Source organism: Paenibacillus suaedae (genome assembly GCF_032337355.1).
Taxonomy (GTDB): Bacteria; Bacillota; Bacilli; order Paenibacillales; family Paenibacillaceae; genus Paenibacillus_B; species Paenibacillus_B suaedae.
On record NZ_JAVYAA010000002.1, the window covers coordinates 911875 to 930327 of the forward strand.

The 18453-nt window shown below is 48.5% G+C and carries 15 protein-coding genes; all 15 read right to left on the reverse strand.

Features of this window, described 5'->3' with window-relative positions; all coding sequences use genetic code 11:
• Positions 1 to 35 precede the first annotated feature (35 nt).
• Complete coding sequence (gene murD, locus RQP50_RS11985) at positions 36 to 1454, reverse strand: UDP-N-acetylmuramoyl-L-alanine--D-glutamate ligase (protein WP_072728871.1); 1419 nt, start codon at positions 1452 to 1454, stop codon at positions 36 to 38.
• Positions 1455 to 1457: 3 nt separating this feature from the next.
• On the reverse strand, positions 1458 to 2420 hold the full coding sequence (gene mraY / locus RQP50_RS11990) for a phospho-N-acetylmuramoyl-pentapeptide-transferase (RefSeq protein ID WP_021256756.1): 963 nt from the start codon (positions 2418 to 2420) through the stop codon (positions 1458 to 1460).
• A 27-nt stretch (positions 2421 to 2447) separates the two neighbouring features.
• The gene (locus RQP50_RS11995) at positions 2448 to 3854 is read right to left on the reverse strand and encodes a UDP-N-acetylmuramoyl-tripeptide--D-alanyl-D-alanine ligase (RefSeq protein ID WP_315745611.1); all 1407 of its coding nucleotides are present in this window, start codon (positions 3852 to 3854) and stop codon (positions 2448 to 2450) included.
• The gene (locus RQP50_RS12000) at positions 3851 to 5338 is read right to left on the reverse strand and encodes a UDP-N-acetylmuramoyl-L-alanyl-D-glutamate--2,6-diaminopimelate ligase (protein WP_394358394.1); all 1488 of its coding nucleotides are present in this window, start codon (positions 5336 to 5338) and stop codon (positions 3851 to 3853) included. Before RQP50_RS12000 ends, RQP50_RS11995 begins: the two co-directional genes overlap by 4 nt.
• Before the next feature lie 12 nt (positions 5339 to 5350).
• Positions 5351 to 7285, reverse strand: coding sequence for a stage V sporulation protein D (locus RQP50_RS12005; protein WP_065290516.1), 1935 nt, complete (start codon positions 7283 to 7285; stop codon positions 5351 to 5353).
• Between the two features lie 129 nt (positions 7286 to 7414).
• Entirely contained in the window at positions 7415 to 9598 is a 2184-nt protein-coding gene (locus RQP50_RS12010; protein WP_315745613.1) for a penicillin-binding transpeptidase domain-containing protein, read from the reverse strand.
• A 13-nt stretch (positions 9599 to 9611) separates the two neighbouring features.
• Positions 9612 to 10001: a cell division protein FtsL gene (gene ftsL2, locus RQP50_RS12015; protein ID WP_065290514.1), complete on the reverse strand. Its 390-nt coding sequence runs from the start codon at positions 9999 to 10001 to the stop codon at positions 9612 to 9614.
• A 14-nt stretch (positions 10002 to 10015) separates the two neighbouring features.
• Complete coding sequence (rsmH, locus tag RQP50_RS12020; RefSeq protein WP_138184891.1) at positions 10016 to 10969, reverse strand: 16S rRNA (cytosine(1402)-N(4))-methyltransferase RsmH; 954 nt, start codon at positions 10967 to 10969, stop codon at positions 10016 to 10018.
• A gap of 64 nt (positions 10970 to 11033) precedes the next feature.
• Positions 11034 to 11465, reverse strand: coding sequence for a division/cell wall cluster transcriptional repressor MraZ (gene mraZ / locus RQP50_RS12025; RefSeq protein ID WP_044356991.1), 432 nt, complete (start codon positions 11463 to 11465; stop codon positions 11034 to 11036).
• Between the two features lie 190 nt (positions 11466 to 11655).
• Positions 11656 to 12720 (reverse strand): DUF4349 domain-containing protein, encoded by a 1065-nt coding sequence (locus RQP50_RS12030; RefSeq protein WP_083545099.1) that lies wholly within the window; start codon positions 12718 to 12720, stop codon positions 11656 to 11658.
• 196 nt (positions 12721 to 12916) lie between these two features.
• Positions 12917 to 14203: an adenosylhomocysteinase gene (locus tag RQP50_RS12035; RefSeq protein WP_315745614.1), complete on the reverse strand. Its 1287-nt coding sequence runs from the start codon at positions 14201 to 14203 to the stop codon at positions 12917 to 12919.
• Between the two features lie 99 nt (positions 14204 to 14302).
• Positions 14303 to 15934 carry a bacillithiol biosynthesis cysteine-adding enzyme BshC gene (gene bshC, locus RQP50_RS12040; protein WP_072728876.1) on the reverse strand — a complete coding sequence of 544 codons (1632 nt, stop codon included), beginning with the start codon at positions 15932 to 15934 and terminating at the stop codon, positions 14303 to 14305.
• Between the two features lie 176 nt (positions 15935 to 16110).
• Positions 16111 to 16497, reverse strand: a complete 387-nt coding sequence (locus RQP50_RS12045; protein WP_021256767.1) for a DUF3397 domain-containing protein — start codon at positions 16495 to 16497, stop codon at positions 16111 to 16113.
• 47 nt (positions 16498 to 16544) lie between these two features.
• Positions 16545 to 17534, reverse strand: a complete 990-nt coding sequence (locus RQP50_RS12050) for a ketopantoate reductase family protein (protein WP_315745615.1) — start codon at positions 17532 to 17534, stop codon at positions 16545 to 16547.
• A gap of 121 nt (positions 17535 to 17655) precedes the next feature.
• The gene (locus RQP50_RS12055) at positions 17656 to 18300 is read right to left on the reverse strand and encodes an RsfA family transcriptional regulator (RefSeq protein ID WP_315745616.1); all 645 of its coding nucleotides are present in this window, start codon (positions 18298 to 18300) and stop codon (positions 17656 to 17658) included.
• Positions 18301 to 18453 lie beyond the last annotated feature (153 nt).

The following is an 18453-nucleotide window of genomic DNA, read 5'->3' on the forward strand; positions in this document are numbered from 1 at the left end:
TATTAGGACAATGTAGGGGCTTGAACACCCCCCTACTACAGACTATGCACCGCCGCTTTAAACATGCGTCCCCGATCTTCATAAGACGGGAACATGTCCCAGCTTGCACATGCTGGTGACAAGAGAATGATATCGCCTGGCTTCGCATAAGCGTGCGCCATATCGACAGCTTCCTTCACTGCGTCGGCTGCATGATCTACATTGTCGACGACAGATATATCCGTTAAACCTGCCTTCTCGGCAACTTGTTTCATAATGTGACGCGTTTGGCCCATCGTAACAACTGCCTTCACTCGCTCTCCCATAATGGGGATCAGCTCATGGAAGTCCAGCCCTCGGTCAAGTCCACCCGCAATAAGAATAATATTGCGTTCAAATGCGCCCAATGCCATCAGAGTAGCCTTCGTATTCGTAGCCTTGGAGTTATTGTAGTACTTCACACCGTCCTGCTCGCATACGAATTCAAGACGATGCTCTACCCCTTGGAACGAACGCAGAGGCTCTGCAAGTGCTGAAGGCTCTGCACCCGCAGCAATCGAAATGGCACACGCTGCCAAGGCGTTGTCCACGTTATATCTTCCTGGAATGCCGAGTTCCACGACAGAAAGAATCCGATGCATTTGGCCTGTGCCATCTGCATAGACGATCATTCGCTCCTCTTCCTTCGCCTCAACCTCATAGGATGGCTCTACGAATACGCCGCGCTCCACGCGCTTCATCGAAGATACCCACCACTTCGTCGCTTGAATATCGGATGCAAGACTACAGCAAGTCTCATCATCTGCGTTCAGCACCGCAATATCTTCGCTTCCCATATTGGCGAATAATCGTGCCTTCGAATTGACGTAATCCTCCATCGAGCCATGATAGTCAAGATGTGTCTCAGCAATGTTAAGCAAGCATGCAATGTGAGGGCGAAAAGCGCTTGTCCCCTTCAACTGGAAGCTGCTGAGTTCCACAACCAGTGTATTGTCCTCATTCGCATCCTGAGCCGCCTGACAAAGCGGAGTGCCTATGTTGCCTGCAACAATCGGCTTCATTCCTGCAGCTTCCAACGTCTTGCCTACCCATGTTGTCGTTGTCGTCTTCCCATTGCTTCCCGTAATCCCGATAATCGGAGCTGGACTCAGCTGATACGCAACCTCTACCTCCGTTACGACCTCGATGCCGAGTTCCACAGCACGGGCTACTGGAGGAGCCGTATAGGGGATTCCCGGATTTTTGACTACAAGCGCTACCTGCTCATCGATCAAGTTATCTGGATGATGCCCGCATACAACACAAATGCCCAAAGCTTCTAATACCGAAGCTTCGGGGCACTTGTCGCGATCCTTCTTATCATTGACGGTGACAATCGCACCGAACTTGTGGAACAATTGCGCTGCGCTGACGCCGCTCTTGGCTAAGCCAAGTACGACGACGCGCTTCCCTTGATACGTTTCTGGGTGATTCATTCGTTACATCCCCTTGTTGATCCATAATCCAAGTCCGGCCAATACGATTCCCGCAAGCCAGAACGTAATAACTACTCGCCATTCCGACCATCCGCACAGTTCAAAGTGATGATGGATCGGGCTCATCTTGAACACGCGCTTGCCGCGTGTCTTGAAGGATACGACCTGAATAATTACCGACAGCATTTCAATGACGAAGATACCGCCAATAATAATGATGAGCAGTTCTGTCTTCGTTAGAATCGCTACCGCTGCAATGGCTCCACCAATCCCGAGCGAGCCTGTGTCGCCCATGAATACCTTAGCTGGATGCGCATTGAACACGAGGAACCCGAGTACTGCGCCAACCATAGCTGCTGCGCTGACCGCAGCCGATATTTCCGATGCCTGCATCGCGATGATTGCAAATGCCGAGAAGGCAATCGCACTTGTACCGGCAAGCAAGCCATCCAAGCCATCTGTGAAGTTGACCGCGTTGCTCACGGCAAGCATCATCAGGACGATGAACGGATAGTAGAACCATCCGAAATCAAGCCCTAGAGACGTCCCTGGTATCGAAATAACTGTACTGTGACCGGACTGCCACAACAGGAAGCAAATGAGTCCTGAACAAATGAGCTGTCCAATCAGCTTCTGCTTTGCAGTTAAACCGAGCGAACGTTTAAAAATAATTTTAATATAGTCATCTAAAAATCCAATTAAGCCAAATCCAAGTGTTGCGATAAGCAGCACATAGAAATCGGTATCCATCACCGAAAATTTAAGGAAAGAGAGAGCAAACGCAAGTAAGATAATTGCGCCACCCATCGTTGGCGTTCCTGCTTTTTTCAAATGAGCCTTCGGACCATCGTCACGAACCTGCTGACCAAACTTCAACCTACGAAGAAGCGGTATCGTTAACGGGCCCAATATGACGGCTAGGAGAAAAGATACACCGATTGTCATTAACATCAACTTGAAGTCCAATCCTTACACCTCCCGTTACACAACCCATTAATGATGGACACTAGTCCATTCATTAACAACTTCTTCTAGTTTCATTCCTCTGGATGCCTTCACAAGCACGGTATCGCCCGCCTGAACATGCTGCAGCAGGCAAGCCTTCAATGCTGCCTTATCATCAAATGAATAAACGGCGTTCTCTGCAAAATGTTGCAGGGCACCCGTTCCAATTTCACGGCCCAGTTCGCCATACGTGAGCAATAGATCCAAGCTGCCCGGGCGTATGGATGCTCCTACTTCATAGTGGAGCCTCGCCTCATCAGGGCCTAGCTCTAGCATATCGCCGAGAATCGCAATCCGCTTGCCGCCCTGCAGTCCAGCAAGCACGTCAAGCGCCGCCTTCGTCGCAGTCGGACTTGCATTATAGGCATCATTTAACAACACCCATCCGCCAGACGTAATCGTCCGTTCAAATCGCATCCCGCTTATTTGTGCATTGCCAAGACCATGCGCAATCTGCTCGTCAGCCAGACCGAACAAACGGCCTATTGCAATAGCAGCCAACGCGTTAATGACATTGTGCTTGCCTAAGAGCGGAAGCTCGACAGTCAACGCCTTCTGACTGCCTGATGCCGCAACTGTGAATGTTGTCCCCGCCTCATGAAGATCGATATGCTCTGGTCGAACATCACATTGCATACCTGCACCGAAGCGAATAACTGACATATGCTCAGGCCGCTTCGTCGCTTCTTCTGAAAGTGCCATGTCAACGAGTGGTTCGTCTCCATGACAGATGAGCACTCCATTTTCTCGTAGTCCGCTAGTAATTTCTAGCTTAGCACGCGCAATCTCTTCCCGGGAACCAAGCTGCAGCAGATGCGCTTCCCCGATATTTGTAATGACTGCTGCGTCAGGCTGAGCGATGGAAGACAGAAGTTCAATTTCACCTCTTCCGCTCATCCCCATTTCGAGAACTGCAATTTCCGTATCTTTCGGCATGGACAATATCGTTAACGGAAGGCCAATATGATTATTGAAATTGCCATCCGTCTTGTGAACACGATAACGTTCCGCAAGAACAGAAGCAATCATATCCTTCGTGGTCGTCTTGCCATTGCTACCTGTAATGGCTACAACCCTAACCTCCTGCTGGGCTAAATAAGCTTGTGCCAGCCGCTGAAGCGCCTCTAATGTATTGTCCACCATAATGAGCGGATAGCCTTGCGGCATATCATCATGATTGGACTGCCACATCGCAGCCGCTGCCCCATCCTTCAAGGCTTGATCCACATACAGATGTCCGTCGAATCGTTCCCCTTGAAGCGGCACGAACAATACACCAGAATCGATCTTGCGCGAGTTCGTGCTAACCCCTTTTACCGTGCGGTCTCCATAGGAGGGATCAGAGAGTGTCCCTCCACACAAGTCCGCTACTTCTCGTAACGTCGTTTCAATCACTGAACTTTGCCCCTTATCGCTTCTTTGGCCACCAAGCGGTCATCGAAGTCAAATGTTTCCTTGCCGATGATTTGGTAAGTTTCATGGCCTTTCCCCGCAATCAATACTACATCGTGCGGGCTTGCCATTTCAATAGCTTTCGTGATGGCAGCACGGCGATCAACGATGCATTCATAACGGCTTGGATCCAAGTTCACTTCATGAAGGCCCGCTACAATATCCTTAATAATCAAATCAGGGTCTTCCGTACGAGGGTTATCGGAAGTTACGATGGAATAATCCGCGTATTTCGCCGAGATTTTGGCCATCAGCGGACGCTTCGTACGATCTCGGTCTCCACCACAGCCAAATACACTGATGACACGTCCTTCAGCGAACTCCTTCACCGTCTGCAGCACATTCTCCAGTCCATCCGGTGTATGCGCGTAGTCCACGATCACGGCAAAGGATTGTCCTGCCTCAACAGCTTCTACACGCCCGTCAACTCCAGCAACACTTTCAAGGCTCACACGAATCGCATCCAGTTCGATGCCTTCAATGAGTCCTACGGCAATCGCTGCTAATGCATTGTATACATTGAACTTACCAACCATGCGCAGCTGAATGTCTGCCGAGCCTCTGAATGTATGAACTGTGAAGCTCGTTCCTTTTGCCGTAATCCGAATATTCTCGGCACGAACATCCGCCTGCTCTGTCATGCCATACATGATCGTCTCAGCGGTTGTCATGCTTGCGAAGTATTCAGAAGCCGGGTCATCTGCGTTGAGCACCGCATAGGAGCGATCTTCCTCAGCGTCAGAGAATATATTGCCTAGCCGTGAGAACAACAGGCCTTTGGCTTCACGATATGCTTCCATCGTCTCGTGATAGTCCAGATGATCTTGTGTTAAGTTCGTGAAGACAGCCGTACGGAAACGGCAGCCTTGTACACGTCCCTGTACGAGTGCGTGGGAAGATACCTCCATAGCCACGGCATCTACACCCTCGTTCACCATGTCATGAAGCGACTTTTGCAGTTCGAAGGCATTCGGAGTTGTACGCGACATTGGGAACACCTTGCCTGCATAACGCATTTGAATCGTTCCGATGACACCTGCATTTCGTTTCGCATCATTCAAGATTTTTTCAATCAAATACGTGGTTGTTGTCTTACCGTTCGTTCCCGTAATGCCAATTAGATTCATACTGCGGCTAGGTGAACCATAGAACGCATCTGACAGTACTGCAAGTGCATGTCTAGCACTCTTCACAATCAATTGAGGAACTGGCAGTTCCAATTCACGTTCTACCACAAGCGCAGCTGCACCAGCTTGAACCGCCTGCTCTGCATAACGATGACCGTCTTCGGCCGTACCAGAAATACAGAAGAACAGATCCCCCTGCGCCACATGGCGTGAATCCATCGCGAGTCCTGTTACGACTGTATGTTCGTCTCCCTTGCACTTCGCTGTCAGCATTCGTGAGCAAGCTTCAGCCAATTGCATCTGTTGCATGAATTATTCCTCCGTCTCTTTCTCTTCTCCCATATAGATTCGAATCGTAGATCCTCGATCTACACGGGTTCCGGGCTTAGGCGCCTGATGAATAATGGTGTTGCCCGTACCGGATTTGGCTAATTGAAAATTCATATTCATATCTTCGTAGATATCAGTCAAGGTCTTCCCTACTAAGTTAGGAACGACAACAACCGGCGTCTCATCGAAACGATACTTGCGAGAAACTTGTTCCTTCCGCGGTTCAACGCCCATATAATGGAGCGTATCTTCCATAATCCGCTTCACAATCGGTGCGGCTACAAGACCACCGAATTGTATGCCTTGCGGATTATCAACTGCTGTATAGATAACAACCTTCGGGTCATCAGCAGGTGCGAAGCCAACGAACGATACAATATGCTCGTTCGGCGAATATCTGCCATTGATAACCTTCTGTGCGGTACCTGTTTTGCCACCAACGCGATAACCATCGATAAAAGCATTTCTCCCCGTGCCTTGAGCAACCACATGTTCAAGAGCATCACGCACCTTGCTTGAGGTCTCTGGACTGATGACTTGTCTGACCAATTCCGGCTTAATATCTTCAACAACCATCCCTGTCTCCGGCTGAATGAATGACTTCGCCACATGAGGCTTGAACAGCTTGCCTCCATTGATGGCCGCTGACACTGCCGTAATTTGCTGAATAGGCGTGACAGATACCCCTTGTCCGAACGCAGTAGTGGCAAGCTCAACAGGGCCTACCCGGCTCAGCTTGAACAAAATCCCGCTTGCTTCTCCACTCAGGTCAATGCCTGTCTTCTGTCCGAAACCAAAGTTGCGTATGTAATCGAACAATGTCTCTTTACCCAGTCGATTACCAAGTGCAACAAAGCCCGGATTGCACGAATTTTGGACGACTTCCAAGAAGGTCTGACTGCCATGACCCCCGCGTTTCCAGCAGCGCAGCTTCGCTCCACCGACTTCTACACGTCCAGGGTCAAAAAAATGTTCATTGTACAGATCAACCTTGCCCTCCTGTATCGCAGCAGCAAGCGTGATGATCTTGAACGTAGAACCCGGCTCATAAGTCATCCAAATGGGCAGGTTGCGATCATATACATCAGAGGGGAAGTCCTTGTAATGAGCCGGATCGTAGCTTGGCTTGCTTGCCATTGCCAAAATTTCACCCGTATTCGGATCCATGGCAATCGCCAGCGCCTGATTCGGCTTCAATTCCTCCATCGCACGATCAAGTTCCCGCTCCATAATTGTCTGTATCTGCTTGTCAATCGTCAATTGCAAATTTAATCCATCTCGAGGAACGATGTACTTTTCTGAGGAATTCGGCATCTGATTGCCGCTTGCATCAGACAAATAAGCGATGTTCCCTCGCAAGCCGGTTAATGCAGAATCATACCTCTGTTCAATACCTGTCAACCCTTGATTGTCTATACCGGTGAAGCCGAGTATATGAGCCGCCAAATCGCCATAAGGATAATATCTTTTATTATCCTCTGCCACGACGATCCCCGGCAAGTTCAACTCCCGCACTTTTTCCGCTGTTTCAAGCGATATTTTACGACCGCCGCCCTTAATCTGCTTCACAGACTGCCCTTTCGCAATCATGCGCTCTACAACTTCCGTTTTCATCCCAAGGAGAGGTGCTATTTGTGCTGCAGTGGCTTTCTGGTCTTCAATTTGCACAGGAATAGCCCATATCGTTGGAGAACTGATATTGTAGGCGATTCTTTCGCCTTTGCGATCCAGTATCTCACCGCGCTTCTGGGAAATGGGAATCTCCCTCCGCCACGAATCTTCTGCCAGATTCGCCAGTTCTTTGCCCTCCCACAGCTGCACATACGCCAAGCGGACAATGAGCGCGATAAATCCAATCGATATGAGCACCATTCCAACGATTAACCTCTTACGGATCGTCACCCCTGTAACCTTCATATATACCCTCCCTCGTCCGACATCGGTTCATAAACAACCTATTCGGGACAACCAGCGGATAGAACAAGCTTCAAGAGGATGATCCGCAAGCCTACACAAGACCACTTTTTTCCTTCTCTATCTCACACCTTACGGATGTTTCGGCTCCAATTTAATATGAACGATACGCGCCCCATTTTCATTGGTTTCTTTTTGTTCGGTAACGTAGCCTTCTCCATCAACTCGAACTTCCCAACCGAGCATGGAGGTGATCTCCATGACATCACGCAGCGATTTGCCCTTAAAGTTCGGCAAAGGCAGCTTATCAGGCTCGTCAGTAAGCAGGTATATCCGTTGGCCAATTGCCAATGGCTCGCCTGGCGCCGGATATTGACGCTTCACTTTCTCCCCTGCTCCAACCGTCTCGAAGACGATGCCTTGCTCAGCCAAACGCTGTTTGGCATCGTAAGGCTTCAAGCCCTGAATATCAGGTGCTTTCACGGTTATTGGCGCCCCCGTCTTCTTCTCATTGTCCTTGTCTTGTCCGGAGATCGAAGAAGGAACACCCATGTAACGCAGCGACTGCGATACGATCTTCTTGAACATGAGCGGCGCTACAAAGCCTCCACCTTCCCAATAATCCTGCGGATCATCCACAACAACCAGAAGTACAATACGCGGATCCTCAACAGGAGCATAGCCGACGAAAGATACCATCGCACGAGTCGAGGCATAATCACCATTAATGACCTTCAATGCTGTACCAGTCTTGCCGGCAACGCGATATCCTTCGATGTATGCATTTTTACCTGTACCAATCTGCTGATCCGCCACAACCTGTTCCAAATATTCGCTTACCTGTTTAGCAACGCCTGGTTCAATGACCTGACGCACTACCTCTGGCTTGCGCTCGGTCACTTCACCTGTAACGGGATCATGAACCTTCCGAACAATATGCGGCTTCATAAGCTTGCCGCCATTGGCTACAGCTGCAACGGCCATAATTTGCTGGATAGGCGTTACCAGTACCTTACCATGTCCATACGAAGCCGCAGCCACGTCTGCCGGATATTCAAATCGGATAAGACCACTATTCTCTCCGGGAAGTTCAATGCCTGTCGGTTTGCCAAAGCCAAATTTCTCGATGTACATCTTCAAGCGCTCTTCCTTCAATTGCTCAAATCCAAGCTTAACGAAGGCAACGTTACTGGAACGCTTGAGACCCTCCAAGTACGTAATTGTTCCCCATCCATCTCGGTTAACGTCATGGATGGGACGTCCTCCCGCATAGATCCGACCAGAGACAAATTTCGCATTCGGATCAAAGATGCCTTCCTGCACAGCCGCAGCCAGTGTAACAATTTTGAATGTTGAACCCGGCTCATATCGAGACTGCACCGCATGATTGTAAAAAGCTGCAATGTCCTTGGCATTCCAATATGAATTCGGATTGAAATCCGGCATATTCGCAAGCCCCAATATATCGCCGGTCTTCGGATCTGCTGCTATTACCGTCATACTATGAGGAGAGTATTTATTGTACACCTCACGCATTGCATCTTGAATATATTGCTGAATATTACGATCGATAGTGAGGTATATGTTGTCTCCATCCTTAGATGGCTTGTATACTTCCGAAGCCTTCGGCAGCTTATTCCCCATCCGATCTTTCTCATATTGGAGCATCCCTGCCGCTCCGCGCAGCTGCTCGTCATACAGCTTCTCAATTCCGCCGATCGGATTGCCCTGCTTATCTGTATAACCTAGCACATGCGACGCCAATGATTCTTTCGCGTAGAAGCGCTTCACCTCAGGCAAGAGGTAGAGTCCGACATCTCTCAATTCTGTCGTCTTCTTCAACTCTTCTGTGAAGTCTCTCAGCTTCTGTGCAGTCTCATCGTTCACCTTCCAGCCTTCACTGCGAACTTCTACCTGCGCATAGAACTCATCCTTGTCTTTCTTCTTACGGACGAGCTCATACAATTCGTTCTCAGGTTTCTTCAGTATGACGCTCAGTTTTTCTACGATAAGCCGCTCTACATCAATATTCTTCTCAACTAACTTCTTCGAGGTGCGCAGTTCCTGAATGATCTTAGGGCCGACCGCTACTGTGTATGCAGGTGCATCCATTGCAAGCACTTCACCATTCATGTCATATATCGTGCCTCGAACTGGGGTAATCTCCTTCTTCACAGCCCAAGACTGCTTGGCTTCCGCCATCCAAAATGGCTGATTAATAACTTGATACCAAAACAGTCTCCCAATAATGACAATAAAAAAGAGGGTGAATAAGCCCCCGATCGTCAACGTGCGCAACTTAATTCGTTTGACCATCTTCATCCCTCGTTTAATCGTTTCCTACTTGTTGTTTGTATACTTCAATTTCAGATAATGTCTCAGGGAAGCGCAAACCATTCTTTCTTGCTTCGCGTTCAATCCGATTCCAATCGGACAGCTTCTCCTTCTCCACCGTTAGCTCCGACACTTCATTCGTCAGTGCAACCGTTGCCCGTTTCGTTTCTTGAACCTTCAGATTCATGTTGTAAATATTGGCATACCCACTAATAATGAACAGAGCTACGCCCGCGCAGAAACCGATTGTGCCCAAATAAAGCAGCTTCTCTCGAGTAGGTAGAGTAGATTTCCGGGTTACCTTCTTCTTCGTTTGACGATATCGAGGCTTCTGTTGTGTCTGTCTCTCTGGACGCATCGCCAGGTTGCCGCGCACATAGGCCATTTATCTGCTCCCCCTCATCCCAATTTTTGAGCAACACGCAACTTAGCCGAACGCGACCGCGGGTTGTCTGCCAACTCGTTATCATTCGGAGCAATTGGTTTGCGATTCACTAACGACAATACACTTTTGTGGCCACATGCACACATTGGCAAACCCGGTGGACAGGTGCATCTTCCAACATACTCATTCATAATATGCTTACAGATCCGATCTTCCAGCGAGTGGAACGTAATTACAGCCACTCTTCCTTCCGGCTTCAAGCAGCGTACCGCTTGATGCAAGGCATCTTCAAAAGCGCCAAGCTCGTCATTAACAGCAATTCGTAGCGCCTGGAAGCTTCGCTTCGCAGGATGTCCGCCTGTTCGTCTTGCAGCAGCAGGAATACCTGCCTTCACCAGCTCTGCGAGTTCTCCGGTTGTCTGAATGGGCTGCTTAGCACGAGCTGCCCCAATTTCTCTGGCAATCCGCTTCGAGAATTTCTCTTCTCCGTATTGATATAGAATTTTCGCGATATCGGCTTCTGACCAGCCATTGATAATATCGTAAGCTGTCAATTCGCCATTCTGATCCATACGCATATCCAGCGGCGCGTCATGGTTATAGCTGAATCCGCGCTCTCCTTCATCAAGCTGAGGCGATGATACGCCAAGATCGAATAGGATCCCATCCACTTGCGGAACTCCATCAACCTGCGGCACACCCGCTTGAATCAATGCTTCCTCCAAATGGCGGAAGTTGGTTTTGACAAGCGTTACCCGATCCAAATAAGACGCAAGACGAACCTTCGCATTATCCAACGCCCAATCGTCCTGATCCAGCGCAATTAGTCTTCCGGCAGATGACAGCTGAGAAACAATTCGCTCGCTGTGTCCAGCTCCTCCTAGCGTACAGTCGACATAAATGCCGTCAGGACGTATTCGCAAGCCTTCTACCGATTCTTCTTTCAACACGGTAATATGATGAAACAACGCAATACCTCCCAATTTCGGTTCCCATCTAGCTGCGATGCGTTATGATAGTCCTGATGTTCACCTAAAAATTAAAATCAACCAACGTCTCCGCAATTTCGTTAAATGCGGATTCCGACTGCTCTACATATTGTTCCCAAGCATCCTTGCTCCAAATCTCTACCCGATTCTGGACACCGATAACCATGCATTCTTTTTCCAAATGTGCATAGCCGCGCAAATGGGAAGGGATTGTAACCCTACCTTGCTTGTCCCATTCACATTCACTTGCCCCAGAAAAGAAGAAACGGGTAAAGGCTCTAGCATCAGCCTTCATTAAGGGAAGTGCCTTTAACTTCTGCTCAAGTGCTTCCCATTCATTCATAGGGTAGACGAAGAGACACTGATCCAACCCTCGAGTCAGTATAAATGTGGTTCCTAAAGAGTCACGCAGCTTAGCAGGTATGATGAGACGGCCTTTGTCATCGATGCTATGTTGATACTCGCCCATGAACATCAGCCACCACTCCTCCCCCTAAATCCACCACAGTGCCCCACTTTCCTCCACAACGAATGTATACTTCGCCATAAAAGAAAAAAATCCTGCTAGAAAGCAGGATTTTATTGCGAAATAGGCCTATATAAATTTTGGATATGTTTCCATTAACACATACAAAGACAGGACATCAGCATGCCTAATCATGCTCTTACCTTCTATCTTCGCCATTGTCTACAGCCGAGTTGCCTGTGTCACTCTGCACTTCAGAAGAATCCGCAGCCTTGTCTTTACTTGCGTCTTCTAATGCTGCCTCTGCCGCCTCAGCATCTGCTGGTGTTATTGATCCCAACACATTCTCCCCGGTATTCCCGCTCAAGTTTCCATTCCTTCCTCTCTTCTTTCTGGTGATAAGCCAGATCGGAGTTCCGATAATGAGCAGCGCACAAAGAAAAGGAAGCAGCGCAACAAGCACGAGAACAATAGACTTCACACATTTTACAAGAGCGTCCCAACTGCCTACAAGGGTATCCGCAACTTGAGTTCCAAATGCATCCTCAAGCGCTTGACCACGCTTCGCTTTAAGCCGTTGAACCATATCCAATGTAATCGTGGACATCGCTACATTGTTATCATAATATCTCATTTTCCCCACAATTTGTTCAATTTCCGATTGTACATTCCCCAGTTCATTCGAGAAGTTTAATAAATCTTCCGATTTCGTGGCCTTCTCCATGAAGGACAGCAGTCTTGACTCTACTGTGCGGCGCGCCTTAAGCCGCGCCTGTAAATCAACATACTCCTCGGTCACATCATTAGCCGAATATTGACGAGTATAGGAGATCGACTCCCACTTGCCTAGCTCATCAATGAACGATTGAAATCCAACAGCAGGAATTTTAATGACATAGGATCCGCCTCGCTCGCTGTCCGTCTCCGAAAATTGCAGCACATAGCCTTGTGATTGCGCAATGAATCGATTCAGCTTCTCTTTCACAGCCCCGTAGTCGGCAACTTCCATGCGAAGCTGCGCTTCATAAATGAGCTTGCGATCGGTCTTTACCTGCACTTGCTGCCCCGCACCCACCTGTAATGGTTCCTCTCTGCTTACAGCAGCATCATTACTAGTCGCTTCCATCTGAGCCGCTTCTGGCGCTGTATTCCCCGCCATTTTTAACCCTTGGCTGTCTGATGCCGAACTACAGCCACCAAGAAGCAGCAACAGCAGAAGCGACGCCAGCACGACTGTTTGCCATCCCCAATTTCTCTTTTTCATCCCGTATGCCCCCTCTATCATCTTGGCATGGATATCTTGGATGTAATGGCTTTGTTCTCCATACTCAATCAATAGACGAATTGCCAAGAAATATGTTGCATAGGTAAGCTTCATACCCAAAATAAAACCGCCACTAGCATATCGCTAATGGCGGTTCTTCCTTCTTGTCTGATACAGGCTTCATCGCTTCATTCCATCAGTGCTCTTGCCAGCTCTCCAAGTAAGACTTTTGCTCGCTGCTAAGCGTGTCTACGGAGATTCCGAGCGACTCCAGCTTGTAGCGTGCAACTTGCTCGTCAAGCTCATACGGCACATTGACAACTTTTTTCCCAATGGATTGATATTGATCATTTACATATTTCAAGGACATTGCTTGAAGCGCAAATGTCATATCCATAATTTCAGCTGGATGGCCATCCCCTGCAGCCAGATTGACTAGACGGCCTTCAGCCAGCAAGTAGATACTGCGGCCATCTTGCAGCATGTATTCTTCAATGTTCTTGCGTACCGTACGTACAGATGTGGAACGAGCCTCAAGCTCAGGCTTATTCACTTCAACATCGAAATGTCCAGCATTGGACAAGATGGCACCGTCCTTCATCACGTCATAATGCTCACCACGGATGCAATCACGGTTGCCTGTGACGGTCACAAAGATATCTCCTACACGAGCGGCTTCGATCATCGGCAGCACTGTAAATCCATCCATGTAGGCTTCTACGCCTTTGATCGCGTCCACCTCGGTAACAACGACATTCGCGCCGAGACCTTTGGCACGCATGGCAACACCCTTGCCGCACCATCCGTACCCGACCACGACCACCGTCTTGCCGGCTACAACCAGATTCGTTGTACGATTAATGCCATCCCATACCGACTGACCAGTACCATAACGGTTGTCGAACAAATACTTGCAATACGCATCATTAACGGCAACCATCGGGAATTGAAGCGTGCCATCCTTCTCCATCGCCTTCAAGCGGAGAATGCCTGTAGTCGTTTCTTCCGCGCCGCCTCTCACTTGATCACGCAAGTCAGGGCGCTCAGCGTGCAGAATCGAGACCAAATCTCCGCCATCGTCGATAATCAAATCAGGCTTCGTCTCCAATGTGTGAATAAGCAACTGCTTATATTCTTCCGGATCTGGGTTGTACTTGGCGTATACAGTAATGCCGTCTTCAACTAGCGCAGCGCATACATCATCCTGCGTCGACAACGGGTTGCTTCCTGTTATCGTTACATCTGCGCCGCCAGCTTGAACGACCTTCGCCAAATAAGCGGTCTTCGCCTCCAAATGAAGCGATATTGCTACTTTGAGTCCTTTGAACGGCTGCTCCGCCTCAAATTGTTCCCGAATGCGGTTAAGCACAGGCATATGCGCTTGAACCCATTCAATTTTCAAATGACCTTCTGGTGCCAATGCAATATCTCGGATGATGCTCTTGTTTGCCGCATTTGTATTACGAGTTGGTGTATTACTCATGGACAGTTCATCCTCTCCCATTTTGGATTAAGAAGCCATTTCATGATCCGTCTTGATTTCAGGAAATCGGGTCTTTCCAGCTCATGCTCTTAACATAGCTTATGACAACAGGGCGATGCGATGTTCCCCTCTCCATACGACAGGAGCCTCCATCAACATCGCAAACCAATTCTCACCGTAACGGCAGGCATACCCTAGCATATTCAATACACGTTCCTGTGGTTTGCCAAGCGGATGAAGGGAGACATGCAGCCGTTCCCACTGCCGCAAACCTGATTCATGCTGCTTCGCCATCGCGTCCTTAGCACGGTGATGAAGGAAATCAATCTGTTCAAGTACTTTATTATGATTCGTAGCACCAAGTTTCCCAAGTGCAGGAAGCGATGCGACAAGGTCCTCCAGCAGCTCCGTATATCTGGTATCCACTTCTGCACGCAGCGTCTCGAAGCGTTCATCCAAGTGAAGTGCATCCTGCGCTTGCAGCCACGAAGCTCTTCTTGCTTCGTAATGATACACAACATCTTCAACCGACAACTCATACTTATCCAGAAGCTTATTTAGTGTCCCCTCAATACAAGTAAATCCCATGCGTGGCCATATGATTGGCATTCTCATGCCCAGCTCTCTGAATGCCTGCTTCGTCTGCGCCCAGTAAGCAATTTCTCCTGGTCCAAGCACGGTAGCCAGTACTGGGAATAAATAGTCCTGCATAAGCGGTCTCGTCAATACATTATTGCTCAGCTCCTGCGGTGAATTCCGTGCGATGTCCAACATCTGCTCCATCGTGCACGATATTCCTTGGCGATGATTGACGAATTGCCCGTTCTCCTTATGCAGCAAGTGTCGCTCCCCGTCACGCACGAGGAACACATTCGCGCTGTGTTCGGAACGTATCGCCTGAGGGCTATAGCCATAAGAAGCAAGCTGCTGCTCACTGGTGTCGTAAGCCTTCTCCAGTCGGTCATTGTGCTGGAGGATTGCCTCGAACATAGGCGCTTCAAGCTCGCGCAGTCCGTCATCTGCCGAATCGATGAGCACGAGTCCATATTCACCAAATAGTCGGCCCATAGTCGCTGCGAAGGAATCTGACAGCGTGGCACAAGTAGCCACTGATTCGCGCAGGTGCTCGAGCAGCCCAGGTGTAAACTCCGTCTTGGGCAAGGAACTCTCTAGCTCTGTAAGAACAGATTCCCATGCAGCAGCATCCAGCTTCACATGGCTCACAGGGGCACGTCGATCACCTGGCTTCTCCATTCGTATACGCTGTACAGCAGGATCGGAGGTTACCACATACGTATGATCAACCTCATCAAAATCATGATCCTCTCCAGCAATCCAGAAGACAGGAACCACTGGTCTTGCTAATTTGATTTCTGCTTCTTGCGCCATTCGAATAATGGAAATTGCTTTATACAGAACAAGCAGCGGACCCGTAAACAAGCCGCCCTGCTGTCCCCCTACAACGACTAACGACCGCTCATCCTTCAGTCGTTCTATGGAATCTCGTACAGCTTGGCTGTTATTGAACCGCTCATTATAGCGGGTAAGCACATCGGCCAAGCGTGTGCGATTCACTCTTAGCTGTCCCGAACGCTCCACCCAATCCGCTCTCTTCTCCCAATCCAAGTCCGGATGATATTCGTAGAACGTCTCGACAACAGATGGTTCGCGTTCCATGTACTGTACGGTCAGCGGTTGCTGAACCGGAATAGATAATATTGGCCATTTCAAAGATAGCCGCCTCCCTTTTTGCCTCGTCTCGATTGTACACAATGCGGCTTCTGACCGTCAAAACAAAGATTATGTATTCCATTCCTTCATGCACAATTCAACAACTAGCTGCCATCATCCATTGATATTGGCGCATGAGTCCTATCAATAATCTACCTTTATGAGTATAGCTTATCCTACATGCTTGCCGAATAAATAATTATTCCAATCAATAGCAAGAAAACGTACAGTACGCCAAGCAAGAAGAAAGTTATTCGCCAAATGACACGAATCAATTTTCTCGGATCCCACCTGCCATACTTCTGCTGTTGCAACCCACCGATTAACCCTGCTGCGATTAACAGAAAGAACAGTATCCAATAAAATCCTGCCTTAGAGTCAAACAACGTATTATATAAACCACCTACCGAGGCAATGAGAAACACCGTCGTTATATCCATTGCCAGCTTAATTGCCCTCTTCTTCGGTTTAAGCAGCCCCCTACCAATTAGCCAAGTAATAAGAAATGGAAAGAAGGGCAGTAAAGAAAGCAGAACGAATCCGTCAAACATCAGTTGAAACATATTCGGGTAGACTCACTCCTCTCAACAAGGGATCAGCACGGGAAATGTTATTCGCAACTTGCTAGAATAAGACGGTACATCATACGATGAAGCGGTACTGCAACCTCATATCGATCAGCCATTCGGATAAGTGCCCCCGTTATTGCCTCTATTTCTGTCCTTCTTCCCGCTTCTACATCTTGAAGCATGGACGACGAATTGGACGAAGTCATCCGGCACACCTGAACAACCCGCTCCCAATCCTTCTCTTCATCGATAGAAATATGAGCCGCTCGGTATACCGCAGCAGCCTCGCCGAACAACTCCTTCATTAAAGACAGCCTGTCCTCTTGCAGCAGCAGTTGACCGTTCTTGATGCGCAGCACAGCCGTTAATGGATTAATAATGACATTGACAAGCAATTTCTGATAAACCATACCTTCGATGTTGTTCGACAAAAACGTTTGAAATCCTGCATTTTCTAGCAACTTCTTTGTTGACAAACATAAAGAATTGACTAATTCCTTTTGTTCTGTTCGGCTTCCAGCAGGCTCCCAGATGCCAATTGACGTATGCCCGTGCCCCGTATGTACAACCTCATTGCAATTTACTCGCTTAGCCGCTTCCGTTGTAACCGCCCATATTAATTGCTCGTGCGGCCATATCGCACTAAGTGCTTCCATATGACCAACCCCATTCTGATAGCACACCAATGAAGCTGTCTGCTCTCTAGGAAACTTCTCTAACTGACTAAGAAGCTCAGAATCAATATGTGTCTGCTTCACGAACAACCATATGCTGCTCGCTCTCATACCTGTCCGTTCAAGTACTTTTCCTGCTTCTGCCAACGGATAGGCATGTACTGGATAGATATGGGCCTGCCTCCCATCCAGATCCTCGAGATGAATCCCTTGACTACGAATTAGCTCCGCCTGCTCCGGAGTTCGTGTCCACATCCTCACCTTCGTATTGCTGCTATCTATTGAATTACGTGTTCTCATCAGCATCGCTGCATGAAGCAGCCCCAATGACCCCCCGCCAATAATATCGATAACCATATCAGGCACCTTCCCTTGTGTACAAGTATCCTATTTGTTATATCAAACCGAATGCAAAAACACAAAAAAGCGCAAAGAGTGAGCAATGCTCTCCCTTCACGCTTTCTGTAAGCGGATGGAACTATTCAATTCGCTCTAGGTTGCCATTGGCGTCCATCCGAAAGCGAGTTTTGGAGTCGTCCTCTTCTTCACTTAAAATCGCTAATCTGCGAGCACGATCCATAATTTGAATGAGCGCCTTATAATCATCATTTACCGTACGGTAATCCGTTTGAACGGCATTCACCTGTTTGGAGAGATACTCATTCTCTTCACGCAGACGATGATACTGCTCTTCCTTCTCATGCAGTTCTTTCTCCGTATGCTTCAATTGACGCGACAGCTCTTGATAACTGTTGCGCCATTGACGCAAGAAGCGGATCACCATATCCATGGAAAGTGATTCTTCGGTAATGAGCTCTGGCTTAAGGCCGACTTCTTCACTGTCCGCCAATGCAATAGAGGCCACCTGTGCACCAATAGACTGCTTTTTCATATAGTTTCGCTTTTGACGCTGTGCTTTTGCAAGCTGAATGGCAGCTTCATATTTTTTACGGACACAGCTATTCCAGCGGAATCCGCAAGCCGCAGAGGTGCGGCCAATCTTTTCCCCTACTTCTTCAAAAGCAGCTAGCTGAGTACTTCCTTCTCGAATATGTCTTAACGTCACTTCTGCCAAAATCAAATCATCGTCCGCTGTCCACGCATCTTGTCTAATTGCTGTCATGCGATACCCTCCTAACGACACTCATTCAATTCGGTTGTATACAGCACCCACGCCATATGCATTGAAGCAAGTGACGAAGGATGATCAGTCGGTAATCAACCGCTTATTCCATCTCTATGCCCATGGTAGAGTTCATAGAATCTATCGGATACT